Origin of the sequence: Escherichia sp. E.sYA108 (genome assembly GCF_011754335.1) — a bacterium.
Lineage (GTDB): Bacteria > Pseudomonadota > Gammaproteobacteria > Enterobacterales > Enterobacteriaceae > Escherichia > Escherichia coli.
In genome coordinates this window covers 75,082-88,772 of sequence record NZ_JAAQVZ010000001.1, presented here as the reverse complement: position 1 = coordinate 88,772, position 13,691 = coordinate 75,082, and the positions used below count along the sequence as shown (strand labels likewise).

Here is a 13,691-nt window from a genome sequence, read left to right as displayed (position 1 = left end):
GTGGCTGCGCATTATACGGACTTCCGGCGGTTATTCCTATCCTGACAAGGCATCGATGGCTATAATCCTTCCACCTCTCCTTTTATAAACAGGAACGTCTATGATCCGCAGTATGACCGCCTACGCCCGGCGTGAAATCAAGGGTGAATGGGGGAGCGCAACCTGGGAAATGCGCTCGGTAAACCAGCGTTATCTGGAAACTTACTTTCGTCTGCCGGAGCAGTTCCGTAGCCTTGAACCTGTCGTTCGCGAGCGTATTCGTTCTCGCCTGACGCGCGGTAAAGTGGAATGTACTCTGCGCTATGAGCCAGATGTTAGCGCGCAAGGTGAGCTGATCCTCAACGAAAAACTGGCTAAACAGCTGGTAACTGCCGCGAACTGGGTAAAAATGCAGAGCGACGAAGGAGAAATCAACCCGGTTGATATTCTACGCTGGCCGGGCGTGATGGCAGCCCAGGAGCAAGATCTCGACGCGATTGCAGCTGAAATTCTCGCGGCGTTGGATGGCACCCTGGATGACTTTATCATCGCGCGCGAAACCGAAGGTCAGGCACTGAAAGTGTTGATTGAGCAGCGTCTGGAAGGCGTCACCGCCGAAGTGGCCAAAGTCCGCGCCCATATGCCGGAAATCCTGCAATGGCAGCGTGAGCGTCTGATAGCGAAGCTGGAAGATGCTCAGGTGCAACTGGAAAACAACCGTCTGGAGCAGGAGTTGGTTCTGCTGGCACAACGAATTGACGTTGCCGAAGAACTGGACCGCCTCGAAGCGCATGTCAAAGAGACCTACAACATTCTGAAGAAAAAAGAAGCCGTTGGTCGTCGTCTGGACTTTATGATGCAGGAGTTCAACCGCGAGTCGAACACTCTTGCTTCGAAATCTATCAATGCCGAAGTGACGAATTCTGCCATCGAGCTGAAAGTGTTGATTGAGCAGATGCGCGAGCAGATCCAGAACATTGAATAACTCGTAACGCCAATTCTTCCTTTTCAGCCTTCACAAATGCCGCCCACTCAAACAGAGCGGCATTTTTCCTCCCCGCAACATTCAATTCTGTTTTGCGTGCCTGCTCCAGATTTTGCGATGTTTTTTTGCCCAGCGCAGTGAGAACGTGAGATACTCACAACTGTATATAAACACAGTTGTAAACTTACTTTCCTTGCAATCGATATCATATGGAGTGGGCAATGAACGAACATCATCAACCTTTTGAAGAAATACGGCATTATGGCACTGAAGGGCAAGAATTTTGGTCAGCGAGAGAATTGGCACCGTTACTGGATTATCGGGACTGGCGCAATTTTCAAAAGGTACTGGCCCGCGCGACTCAAGCGTGCGAAGCCAGCAATCAAGCCGCATCTGACCATTTCGTTGAAACCACCAAAATGGTTGTATTAGGTTCAGGGGCTCAACGAGAACTTGAAGATGTTCATCTCTCCCGCTATGCCTGTTACCTGGTAGTACAAAACGGCGACCCTGCGAAACCGGTTATTGCGGCAGGGCAAACTTATTTTGCTATCCAGACCCGACGGCAGGAGCTGGCTGACGATGAAGCTTTCAGGCAACTTCGTGAAGACGAAAAGCGTCTTTTTCTGAGAAATGAGTTGAAAGAACATAACAAACAATTAGTTGAGGCAGCGCAGCAAGCTGGGGTAGCGACAGCTATCGATTTCGCCATATTTCAGAATCATGGTTACCGGGGACTGTATGGTGGATTAGATCAGAAAGCCATCCATCAGCGGAAGGGGCTGAAAAAGAGTCAGAAGATCCTGGATCATATGGGTTCAACAGAACTGGCGGCTAATCTCTTTCGAGCTACCCAAACAGAAGAAAAACTCAAGCGGGATGGCGTGAATTCAAAACAGCAAGCTAATACCACACACTTTGACGTGGGTCGCAAGGTGAGGCAAACCATTCAGGAACTTGGCGGAACCATGCCTGAGGAGTTGCCGACCCCGCAGGTCAGCATCAAGCAGTTGGAAAACAGTGTAAAAATTACAGAGAAGAAATAGCAGAAAATAAAAACTCTTTTTGTTGATTGAGATACCCGATGCGTAAGCCAAAGTCCAGGTGCGGTGAACACAATGGCTAAACATTGCACCTTTCTTTTCCACCCCTCAATTTTAACCTATTTTTTCTTATGCATTTTCTCAGACAAGAAGTCAGAAGAATGCATCTACGCTACAGAAAATAGCGATTTCACATAACTACAAGTTATCAATTTCCTCTCACCTTAAAAAATCTCAATCGTGACAATACGCACAAATCGCTACCCTGCCAGACAGATTTTTAGGGAGAGAACCATGCTGTTACACATTTTGTATTTGGTTGGCATTACTGCCGAAGCCATGACGGGGGCGCTGGCGGCCGGACGACGGCGCATGGATACATTTGGCGTAATTATTATTGCGACCGCCACGGCAATTGGCGGAGGGTCAGTGCGCGATATTCTGCTGGGCCACTATCCGCTCGGCTGGGTCAAACACCCGGAATATGTGATTATCGTCGCTACCGCTGCAGTACTCACCACTATAGTTGCTCCTGTAATGCCTTATCTGCGCAAAGTGTTTCTGGTACTCGATGCGCTCGGACTGGTGGTCTTTTCTATCATCGGCGCACAGGTTGCACTGGATATGGGACACGGCCCAATTATTGCCGTTGTCGCGGCGGTAACCACCGGCGTGTTTGGCGGCGTTTTGCGCGATATGTTCTGTAAACGCATCCCACTGGTATTCCAGAAAGAGTTGTATGCGGGTGTCTCATTTGCCTCCGCCGTGCTGTACATCGCGCTGCAACACTATGTTTCTAACCATGATGTTGTGATTATCTCCACCCTGGTATTCGGCTTTTTTGCCCGTTTACTGGCGCTACGTCTTAAGCTGGGATTACCGGTCTTTTACTACAGCCACGAAGGTCACTAAGGTTCAAAACCTGTGATCTGCTGGGCAGACAGCCAACTGCCCAGCTTCTTGATTTGCGCATTTTCCTTCCATTCAATAACCTGTCTGGCGCGCCCCGATCCAGTCCCCGGCAGCTGCTGCCAGAACTGTTCCGTGCTAAATAAAAGTTGCGACCAGGACCGTTCATCACTGGCATTAAGCGCCGCCCGGGTTAGCGGTATTCCCATTGCCATCACCCAGCGAGTAAAAGGCTGCTGACGAGCCAGATTAAACTGATGCCATAACTGCGCACTTTTACTTTTCGCGATCCCCGGCGTGTTCTGTAATTGCTCTGGCGTTAATAAAAGCCAGGAAAAGATATGCTCAAAGCGATGAGTCTGATGCAGGGCGCGCCAGCCGGCCTCACCAATGCCATCAAGCCCCAGAACCTGTTTTGACCCCAGCCAGACTAAGCGTGAAATGAACTGTTCCTGACAAACATCAGAAGCAAAGTAGCAGGTCAACGAGTTAAAGCGGTTTTCTGGTGGTGTCGGTTTTGTACGTTCTGCTCCGCGCCAGACCACATCATCAATGCGAGGAATCCCCTGACCGGCAAGGCTGACGAGGATCTGATCACCAGGCGCAATATCCCATTCCTGCCAGCGCCTGACGGAACCAATATTCACCCGCTGGATTTTTTTATCATCCAGCATGACAGGTGCGAGTGACGCCACCACCGATATTTTACCGCTCTTACCCACCGCAAATTGAATCGCCTTCACTTCGGCAACCTGAGCTACAGGTTGATATTTCCAGGCCACCAGCCACTCCGCCTGGCCCGGTAACCAATGACGGGATTCGGGTTCTTTCGCCGCTCGCACAACCACGCCATCGGTGACGAAGGGTAATTTTGCTTTCCACCACTCATTGCGTACGTGCGCAACCTCATCAGCATTTTTAACCGCGCGGGTATACGTCTGCGTTAAAGTAAAACCTGCGGTAGCCAGATCCTTTAAACGATCGGTCATTAAATGCGGTCCATCCGGCCATGCCCAGACAAAAACAGCCAGTGAGTTTAGCGTATCGCTATTCCCCTGGCGCATCATCAGGCCAGCAACTTTTGCGCGGGCATTTATTCCCCCCATTTGTTGTTGGATATGCCCCTTACGCTTGAGAAATATTTCCCCCTGAAGCGTGCTGTTGGCTAAAGGCCCGCTAACGGTTTGCGGCACAGCGGAAATTAAGCGAACTTTCTGCGTCCAGTCCTCGCCTTTCAGGCCATTACCGCGACTGATTGCTTTGTTCAGTTTCCCGTCCCGATAAACCAGGGTTACCGCAACGCCATCAACTTTTGGCTGCACCCAAAGATCGCTACGTTCGCGCATCCACAGACTTAATGCGTTTTTATCCGCCATTTTGCGTACACCCGTATGGGCAACCGGATGCATAACCGCACCGTTTAAAGGCGGCATCATCACATCGCGAGTCTCGTTCCCAAAACAGCGTTGCCACTGCGTGAGACGGGCGCTTAACTGATCGTAAACACCGTCTTCCACCTCACTTTTCCCTTCCTTCCAGTAGTCATCGTCCCACTGTTTTATTTGCTGTTGCAGGCGGGAAATTTCTTCCTGTGCTCTGGCTGGCGACCAGGCCGGACAGACCGCCCACGCCGATGATTGCCAGCACAAGATACTTATTAATATCGCCATCCATACTTTCATCATCACCTCCGCTGTAGATAGTCAGGCAGATATACAACTTGGTGAAGACAAAGCCGAGTGGCAAAAACGGAGTCTGCGAGGACGCTTCCTGAGAATCGTCTTTATTGCAGTGAATCACAGGCAAATGCGGAAGCAGCTACGCAAAATGCAACAACTTTGCGCAAAAAGTGTGAGCAAGGGCTACGTCACATGGCCGCGCCGTGTATAATAAGCTCGTATGTAGGCTTTATTTCGCTAATCACATACGAAAGATACTCATGGCTCAAGGCACGCTTTATATTGTTTCTGCCCCCAGTGGCGCGGGTAAATCCAGCCTGATTCAGGCTTTATTAAAAACCCAACCGTTGTATGACACCCAGGTTTCTGTTTCACACACCACACGCCAACCGCGTCCTGGTGAAGTCCACGGTGAACATTATTTCTTTGTTAATCATGATGAATTTAAAGAAATGATTAGTAGAGATGCGTTCCTCGAACACGCAGAAGTTTTTGGTAATTACTATGGCACTTCGCGTGAGGCCATTGAGCAAGTACTGGCGACCGGTGTCGATGTTTTTCTCGATATCGACTGGCAGGGTGCGCAGCAAATTCGCCAGAAGATGCCGCACGCGCGGAGTATCTTTATTTTACCGCCGTCTAAAATCGAACTGGACCGCCGTCTACGCGGTCGCGGTCAGGACAGCGAAGAGGTCATTGCAAAGCGTATGGCGCAAGCTGTTGCAGAAATGAGCCATTACGCCGAATATGATTACCTGATTGTGAATGATGACTTCGATACCGCGTTGACCGATTTGAAGACCATTATTCGCGCCGAACGTCTGCGCATGAGCCGCCAAAAGCAGCGTCATGACGCTTTAATCAGCAAATTGTTGGCAGACTGAACCTGATTTCAGTATCATGCCCAGTCATTTCTTCACCTGTGGAGCTTTTTAAGTATGGCACGCGTAACTGTTCAGGACGCTGTAGAGAAAATTGGTAACCGTTTTGACCTGGTACTGGTCGCCGCGCGTCGCGCTCGTCAGATGCAGGTAGGCGGAAAGGATCCGCTGGTACCGGAAGAAAACGATAAAACCACTGTAATCGCGCTGCGCGAAATCGAAGAAGGTCTGATCAACAACCAGATCCTCGACGTTCGCGAACGCCAGGAACAGCAAGAGCAGGAAGCCGCTGAATTACAAGCCGTTACCGCTATTGCTGAAGGTCGTCGTTAATCACAAAGCGGGTCGCCCTTGTATCTGTTTGAAAGCCTGAATCAGCTGATTCAAAACTACCTGCCGGAAGACCAAATCAAGCGTCTGCGGCAGGCGTATCTCGTTGCACGTGATGCTCACGAGGGGCAAACACGTTCAAGCGGTGAACCCTATATCACGCATCCGGTGGCGGTTGCCTGCATTCTGGCCGAGATGAAACTCGACTATGAAACGCTGATGGCGGCGCTGCTGCATGATGTGATTGAAGATACACCCGCCACCTACCAGGACATGGAACAGCTTTTTGGTAAAAGCGTCGCCGAGCTGGTAGAGGGGGTGTCGAAACTTGATAAACTCAAGTTCCGCGATAAGAAAGAGGCGCAGGCCGAAAACTTTCGCAAGATGATTATGGCGATGGTGCAGGATATCCGCGTCATTCTCATCAAACTTGCCGACCGTACCCACAACATGCGCACGCTGGGCTCACTTCGCCCGGACAAACGTCGCCGCATCGCCCGTGAAACTCTCGAAATATACAGCCCGCTGGCGCACCGTTTAGGTATCCACCACATTAAAACCGAACTCGAGGAGCTGGGTTTTGAGGCGCTGTATCCCAACCGTTATCGCGTAATCAAAGAAGTGGTGAAAGCCGCGCGCGGCAACCGTAAAGAGATGATCCAGAAGATTCTTTCTGAAATCGAAGGGCGTTTGCAGGAAGCGGGAATACCGTGCCGCGTCAGTGGTCGCGAAAAACATCTTTATTCGATTTACTGCAAAATGGTGCTCAAAGAGCAGCGTTTTCACTCAATCATGGACATCTACGCTTTCCGCGTGATCGTCAATGATTCTGACACCTGTTATCGCGTGCTGGGCCAGATGCACAGCCTGTACAAGCCGCGTCCGGGCCGCGTGAAAGACTATATCGCCATTCCAAAAGCGAACGGCTATCAGTCTTTGCACACCTCGATGATTGGCCCGCACGGCGTGCCGGTTGAGGTCCAGATCCGTACCGAAGATATGGATCAGATGGCGGAGATGGGTGTTGCCGCGCACTGGGCTTATAAAGAGCACGGCGAAACCAGCACTACCGCGCAAATACGCGCCCAGCGCTGGATGCAAAGCCTGCTGGAGCTGCAACAGAGTGCCGGTAGCTCGTTTGAATTTATCGAGAGCGTTAAATCCGATCTCTTCCCGGATGAGATTTACGTTTTCACACCGGAAGGGCGCATTGTCGAACTGCCTGCCGGTGCAACGCCCGTCGACTTCGCTTATGCGGTGCATACCGATATCGGCCATGCCTGCGTGGGCGCACGCGTCGACCGCCAGCCTTACCCGCTGTCGCAGCCGCTTACTAGCGGTCAAACCGTTGAAATCATTACCGCACCGGGTGCTCGCCCGAATGCCGCGTGGCTGAACTTTGTCGTCAGCTCGAAAGCGCGCGCCAAAATTCGTCAGTTGCTGAAAAACCTCAAGCGTGATGATTCTGTAAGCCTGGGCCGTCGTCTGCTCAACCATGCGTTGGGTGGTAGCCGTAAGCTCAATGAAATCCCGCAGGAAAATATTCAGCGCGAGCTGGACCGCATGAAGCTGGCAACGCTTGACGATCTGCTGGCAGAAATCGGCCTTGGTAACGCAATGAGCGTGGTGGTCGCGAAAAATCTGCAACATGGGGACGCCTCCATTCCACCGGCAACCCAAAGTCACGGACATCTGCCCATTAAAGGTGCCGATGGCGTGCTGATCACCTTTGCGAAATGCTGCCGCCCAATTCCTGGCGACCCGATTATCGCCCACGTCAGCCCCGGTAAAGGTCTGGTGATCCACCATGAATCCTGCCGTAACATCCGTGGCTACCAGAAAGAGCCAGAGAAGTTTATGGCTGTTGAATGGGATAAAGAGACGGCGCAGGAATTCATCACCGAAATCAAGGTGGAGATGTTCAATCATCAGGGCGCGCTGGCAAACCTGACGGCGGCAATTAACACCACGACCTCGAATATTCAAAGTTTGAATACGGAAGAGAAAGATGGTCGCGTCTATAGCGCCTTTATTCGTCTGACCGCCCGTGACCGTGTGCATCTGGCGAATATCATGCGCAAAATCCGCGTGATGCCAGACGTGATTAAAGTCACCCGAAACCGAAATTAATGTTTTATGAACCCAACACGTTATGCACGCATCTGCGAAATGCTCGCCAGGCGGCAGCCTGATCTGACCGTCTGCATGGAGCAGGTCCACAAACCTCATAACGTTTCTGCGATTATTCGTACCGCAGATGCCGTTGGCGTACATGAAGTTCATGCTGTCTGGCCTGGCAGCCGGATGCGCACCATGGCTTCGGCAGCTGCGGGTAGTAACAGCTGGGTACAGGTGAAAACGCACCGCACCATTGGCGATGCCGTCGCTCATCTGAAAGGCCAGGGCATGCAGATTCTGGCAACCCATCTTTCTGATAACGCTGTTGATTTCCGCGAAATTGATTACACTCGCCCGACCTGTATTTTGATGGGACAGGAGAAAACGGGCATCACGCAGGAAGCGTTGGCCCTGGCGGATCAGGATATCATCATTCCGATGATCGGCATGGTGCAGTCGCTGAATGTTTCCGTTGCCTCAGCCCTCATTCTTTACGAAGCCCAGCGCCAGCGGCAAAATGCGGGCATGTACCTGCGTGAAAACAGCATGTTGCCGGAAGCCGAGCAACAACGCCTGCTGTTTGAAGGCGGCTATCCGGTGCTGGCGAAAGTCGCAAAACGCAAAGGTCTGCCCTACCCCCACGTTAATCAGCAAGGCGAGATTGAAGCCGATGCTGACTGGTGGTCCACCATGCAGGCCGCAGGGTAAGCGCGATGAAAGGTCGCCTGTTAGATGCTGTCCCGCTCAGTTCCCTAACGGGCGTTGGCGCAGCGCTTAGTAACAAGCTGGCGAAAATCAACCTGCATACCGTACAGGATTTGCTCTTACACCTTCCTCTGCGCTACGAAGATCGCACACATCTCTACCCCATCGGTGAACTACTGCCGGGTGTTTATGCCACGGTGGAAGGCGAAGTGCTGAACTGCAATATCTCCTTCGGCGGTCGGCGGATGATGACCTGCCAGATCAGCGACGGTTCCGGCATTCTCACTATGCGCTTTTTCAACTTCAATGCGGCAATGAAAAATAGCCTGGCGACAGGCCGCCGCGTGCTGGCCTATGGCGAAGCAAAGCGCGGCAAATATGGTGCGGAGATGATCCACCCGGAATACCGCGTACAGGGCGATCTCAGCACGCCAGAGTTACAGGAAACGCTCACGCCGGTTTACCCAACTACGGAAGGCGTAAAGCAGGCTACGCTGCGTAAATTAACCGACCAGGCGCTGGATCTGCTCGACACATGCGCCATTGAAGAACTCCTGCCGCCGGAACTGTCACAAGGAATGATGACGCTACCGGAAGCGTTGCGCACTTTGCACCGCCCGCCGCCGACGCTACAGCTTAGCGATCTCGAAACCGGGCAGCATCCGGCACAACGCCGGCTGATTCTGGAAGAGTTGCTGGCGCACAACCTCAGCATGTTGGCGTTACGTGCCGGTGCACAACGTTTTCATGCTCAGCCGCTGAGCGCCAATGACGCGCTGAAAAATAAACTCCTCGCCGCCTTACCGTTCAAGCCAACGGGCGCACAGGCACGCGTAGTGGCGGAGATCGAGCGCGATATGGCGCTGGATGTGCCGATGATGCGTCTGGTGCAGGGCGATGTAGGTTCCGGTAAAACGCTGGTCGCCGCCCTCGCCGCGTTGCGTGCGATTGCGCACGGCAAACAGGTGGCATTGATGGCACCAACCGAATTACTCGCCGAGCAGCACGCCAATAACTTCCGTAACTGGTTTGCTCCGCTCGGTATCGAAGTGGGCTGGCTCGCCGGTAAACAGAAAGGTAAAGCACGACTGGCTCAGCAAGAAGCCATCGCCAGCGGTCAGGTGCAGATGATTGTTGGTACGCACGCCATTTTCCAGGAACAGGTGCAGTTTAACGGCCTGGCGCTGGTGATTATCGACGAACAGCATCGTTTTGGCGTGCATCAGCGTCTGGCGTTATGGGAGAAAGGCCAGCAGCAAGGCTTCCATCCGCATCAGTTGATCATGACCGCCACGCCCATCCCCCGCACGCTGGCGATGACTGCGTATGCCGATCTCGATACCTCGGTGATAGATGAGCTGCCGCCAGGCCGCACGCCAGTGACTACGGTCGCTATTCCTGATACCCGCCGTACCGACATTATTGACCGCGTGCGCCACGCCTGCATAACTGAAGGTCGTCAGGCATACTGGGTTTGTACGTTGATTGAAGAGTCGGAATTGCTGGAAGCGCAGGCGGCGGAAGCAACCTGGGAAGAGTTGAAACTGGCGTTGCCGGAACTGAACGTCGGCCTGGTACACGGGCGGATGAAACCTGCCGATAAACAGGCGGTGATGGCGTCGTTTAAACAAGGTGAACTACACCTGCTGGTTGCCACTACCGTTATTGAAGTCGGTGTTGATGTGCCTAACGCCAGTCTGATGATTATCGAAAACCCGGAGCGTCTGGGTCTGGCGCAGTTACACCAGCTTCGCGGGCGTGTAGGTCGTGGTGCGGTGGCTTCTCACTGCGTGCTGCTCTACAAAACGCCGCTCTCCAAAACCGCGCAAATTCGGCTGCAAGTGCTGCGCGACAGCAACGACGGTTTTGTGATTGCACAGAAAGACTTAGAGATTCGCGGACCGGGTGAACTGTTAGGTACGCGTCAGACGGGTAATGCTGAATTTAAAGTGGCGGATTTACTGCGCGATCAGGCGATGATCCCGGAAGTTCAGCGCCTGGCGCGACATATTCACGAACGTTACCCACAACAGGCAAAAGCCCTGATAGAACGCTGGATGCCAGAAACAGAACGCTACTCGAATGCGTAAAAGGCGGCGGTGAGAAGACCGCCGCTTCATCGGTTAACCCGTAAAAATCGGCAACATCAAATACAGCTTAATCACCAGCGCATTGACGATATCGATAAAGAACGCACCGACCATCGGCACGACCAGGAACGCCATGTGCGACGGGCCAAAGCGTTCAGTGATCGCCTGCATGTTGGCGATTGCTGTTGGCGTTGCACCGAGGCCAAAACCACAGTGACCCGCAGCCAGCACTGCCGCATCGTAGTTTTTGCCCATCATGCGCCAGGTAACGAAGATGGCATACAACGCCATGAAGATGGTCTGTACCACCAGAATCGCCAGCATCGGCAACGCCAGCGAAGCCAGCTCCCACAGTTTCAGCCCCATCAGCGCCATCGCCAGGAACAACGACAGGCTTACGTTACCCAGCACGGATACCGCACGCTCAAAGACGCGGTAAAAGCCCATCATTGACAGACCGTTGCTCAGAATCACGCCAACAAATAGTACACAGACGAAGGTCGGTAGTTCAAAAGCAGTACCAGCCAAAAGTTGCGCAACAATTTTCCCCACTGTCAGGCAGATAGCAATCAGCGCGATAGTTTCAATCAGCACCAGCGAGGTGATCATGCGGCCCACATCCGGCTTTTCGAACGCAGTCGGAACTTCCTGGTCATCCGGAATACCGTTCGGTGTGGTGGAGTGTTTCACCAGATAGCGCGCCACCGGACCGCCAATCAAGCCGCCCAGCACCAAACCGAACGTTGCACAGGCCATCGCCACTTCTGTCGCGTTGGTGAAGCCATAACGTTCAATGAACAATTTACTCCATGCAGCACCCGTACCGTGACCGCCGGAAAGCGTAATAGAACCGGCCAGCAGCCCCATCAGCGGATCAAGCCCTAACAGGCTAGCCATACCAATGCCAATGGCATTTTGCATCACCAACAGGCCAACAACCACAATCAGGAAAACCCCCACCACACGCCCACCAGCTCGCAGACTGGCAAGGTTGGCGTTCAGGCCAATGGTGGCGAAGAAAGCCAGCATCAACGGATCCCGCAGGGACATATCAAAGTTGACTTCCCAGCCCATGCTTTTTTTCAGTATCAGCAGCGCCAGCGCCACTAATAAACCACCCGCAACAGGTTCCGGTATGGTGTATTTTTTCAAAAAGGAGACGGAATGGACCAACTTGCGCCCGAGCAGCAACGTCAGCGTTGCGGCAACAAGCGTTGCTAAAGTATCGAGATGAAACATAGTTACTCCTTTGTGTCCGCATCACTCTTTCATACTCGTCATACTTCATCGCGCATTTGCAGTAAGGCGAAATATGACGAGTATCGAGTCATGCTTTCCTGGTTCGAATTCTTAGCTGAAACTAGAAAAATGGCATGGATTTTAAGCAGAAAACAACTAAAAGTTATATAAAAAAGTACATTTATCTCATTTAAATATTTAGATGAGGATGTGGCAAACGTTTGCTTTTCTCTTTCGGTCAGCTAAAATGCCCGCTTTGCTACCACGGGATTGTTTTCGATGTCTGTTTCCACCCTCGAGTCAGAAAATGCGCAACCGGTTGCACAGACTCAAAACAGCGAACTGATTTACCGTCTTGAAGATCGTCCGCCGCTTCCTCAAACCCTGTTTGCCGCCTGTCAGCATTTGCTGGCGATGTTCGTTGCGGTGATCACGCCAGCGCTATTAATCTGTCAGGCGCTGGGTTTACCGGCACAAGACACGCAACACATTATTAGTATGTCGCTGTTTGCCTCCGGTGTGGCATCGATTATTCAAATTAAGGCCTGGGGTCCGGTTGGCTCCGGGTTGTTGTCTATTCAGGGCACCAGCTTCAACTTTGTTGCTCCGCTGATTATGGGCGGCACAGCGCTGAAGACCGGTGGTGCTGATGTTCCTACCATGATGGCAGCTTTGTTCGGCACGTTGATGCTGGCAAGTTGTACCGAGATGGTGATCTCCCGCGTTCTGCATCTGGCGCGCCGCATTATTACGCCGCTGGTTTCTGGCGTTGTGGTGATGATTATCGGCCTGTCGCTAATTCAGGTTGGGCTGACCTCCATTGGCGGCGGTTACGCAGCCATGAGCGATAACACCTTCGGCGCACCGAAAAATCTGCTGCTGGCAGGCGTGGTCTTAGCCTTAATTATCCTGCTTAACCGTCAACGTAACCCTTACTTACGCGTGGCCTCACTGGTGATTGCGATGGCGGCCGGATATGCGCTGGCGTGGTTTATGGGCATGTTGCCAGAAAGCAACGAACCGATGACACAAGAACTGATTATGGTGCCAACGCCGCTCTATTACGGTCTTGGCATTGAATGGAGTCTGCTGCTGCCGCTGATGCTGGTCTTTATGATCACTTCGCTGGAAACCATTGGCGATATCACGGCGACCTCTGACGTTTCCGAACAGCCGGTTTCCGGTCCGCTGTACATGAAACGCCTGAAAGGCGGCGTGCTGGCAAACGGCCTGAACTCGTTTGTCTCGGCGGTATTTAATACCTTCCCGAACTCCTGCTTCGGGCAGAACAACGGGGTGATCCAGTTAACCGGTGTTGCCAGCCGCTATGTCGGTTTTGTCGTCGCGCTGATGTTGATCGTGCTGGGTCTGTTCCCGGCAGTGAGCGGTTTTGTACAACACATTCCAGAACCGGTTCTGGGCGGCGCAACGCTTGTAATGTTTGGCACCATCGCCGCCTCCGGTGTGCGTATCGTTTCTCGTGAGCCGCTGAACCGCCGGGCGATTCTGATTATCGCGCTGTCGCTGGCGGTCGGTCTGGGCGTGTCTCAGCAGCCGCTGATTTTGCAGTTTGCCCCTGAATGGCTGAAAAACCTGCTCTCCTCCGGGATTGCCGCGGGCGGTATTACTGCCATCGTGCTGAATCTGATTTTCCCCCCAGAAAAACAGTAATTCACTGGCGGCGGTAAGATAATTACCGCCGCAGTCTCACCTCTTTCACCATTCCCGCCTTG

The 13,691-nt window shown here is 52.7% G+C and carries 11 protein-coding genes; 9 read left to right on the top strand and 2 right to left on the bottom strand.

Translation table 11 applies throughout. The features are described from left to right. Positions 1-100: 100 nt before the first annotated feature. The 3 genes from HBM92_RS00420 (at position 101) to HBM92_RS00410 (ending at position 2,919) form a co-directional block, all read left to right on the top strand. Positions 101-964 (top strand): YicC/YloC family endoribonuclease, encoded by an 864-nt coding sequence (locus HBM92_RS00420; protein WP_000621330.1) that lies wholly within the window; start codon positions 101-103, stop codon positions 962-964. A gap of 221 nt (positions 965-1,185) precedes the next feature. After that, positions 1,186-2,010 (top strand): DNA damage-inducible protein D, encoded by an 825-nt coding sequence (dinD, locus tag HBM92_RS00415; RefSeq protein WP_001297973.1) that lies wholly within the window; start codon positions 1,186-1,188, stop codon positions 2,008-2,010. A 291-nt stretch (positions 2,011-2,301) separates the two neighbouring features. Beyond that, the gene (locus HBM92_RS00410) at positions 2,302-2,919 is read left to right on the top strand and encodes a trimeric intracellular cation channel family protein (protein ID WP_000924289.1); all 618 of its coding nucleotides are present in this window, start codon (positions 2,302-2,304) and stop codon (positions 2,917-2,919) included. Here HBM92_RS00410 and ligB read toward each other — a convergent pair. Next, on the bottom strand, positions 2,916-4,598 hold the full coding sequence (gene ligB / locus HBM92_RS00405; protein WP_001443183.1) for an NAD-dependent DNA ligase LigB: 1,683 nt from the start codon (positions 4,596-4,598) through the stop codon (positions 2,916-2,918). The two genes, HBM92_RS00410 and ligB, sit on opposite strands and share 4 nt — an antisense overlap. Positions 4,599-4,855: 257 nt before the next feature. Here ligB and gmk point away from each other — a divergent pair, with 257 nt between their 5' ends. The 5 genes from gmk to recG are packed head-to-tail and all read left to right on the top strand — an operon-like array spanning position 4,856 to position 10,719. Then, positions 4,856-5,479 (top strand): guanylate kinase, encoded by a 624-nt coding sequence (gene gmk, locus HBM92_RS00400; RefSeq protein WP_001295237.1) that lies wholly within the window; start codon positions 4,856-4,858, stop codon positions 5,477-5,479. Positions 5,480-5,533: 54 nt separating this feature from the next. Next, the gene (gene rpoZ / locus HBM92_RS00395; protein WP_000135058.1) at positions 5,534-5,809 is read left to right on the top strand and encodes a DNA-directed RNA polymerase subunit omega; all 276 of its coding nucleotides are present in this window, start codon (positions 5,534-5,536) and stop codon (positions 5,807-5,809) included. A gap of 18 nt (positions 5,810-5,827) precedes the next feature. Next, positions 5,828-7,936, top strand: coding sequence for a bifunctional GTP diphosphokinase/guanosine-3',5'-bis pyrophosphate 3'-pyrophosphohydrolase (gene spoT / locus HBM92_RS00390; protein WP_000280473.1), 2,109 nt, complete (start codon positions 5,828-5,830; stop codon positions 7,934-7,936). Positions 7,937-7,942: 6 nt separating this feature from the next. Continuing rightward, complete coding sequence (gene trmH, locus HBM92_RS00385) at positions 7,943-8,632, top strand: tRNA (guanosine(18)-2'-O)-methyltransferase TrmH (protein WP_001070179.1); 690 nt, start codon at positions 7,943-7,945, stop codon at positions 8,630-8,632. A 5-nt stretch (positions 8,633-8,637) separates the two neighbouring features. Next, a complete protein-coding gene (gene recG / locus HBM92_RS00380; protein WP_000678402.1) occupies positions 8,638-10,719 on the top strand; it encodes an ATP-dependent DNA helicase RecG in 2,082 nt (693 codons plus the stop codon). Positions 10,720-10,752: 33 nt separating this feature from the next. Here recG and gltS read toward each other — a convergent pair whose 3' ends face one another. Continuing rightward, complete coding sequence (gene gltS, locus HBM92_RS00375) at positions 10,753-11,958, bottom strand: sodium/glutamate symporter (RefSeq protein WP_000468827.1); 1,206 nt, start codon at positions 11,956-11,958, stop codon at positions 10,753-10,755. 279 nt (positions 11,959-12,237) lie between these two features. Between gltS and xanP the strand changes: the two genes are divergently transcribed. Continuing rightward, on the top strand, positions 12,238-13,629 hold the full coding sequence (xanP, locus tag HBM92_RS00370; protein WP_001295238.1) for a xanthine/proton symporter XanP: 1,392 nt from the start codon (positions 12,238-12,240) through the stop codon (positions 13,627-13,629). Positions 13,630-13,691 lie beyond the last annotated feature (62 nt).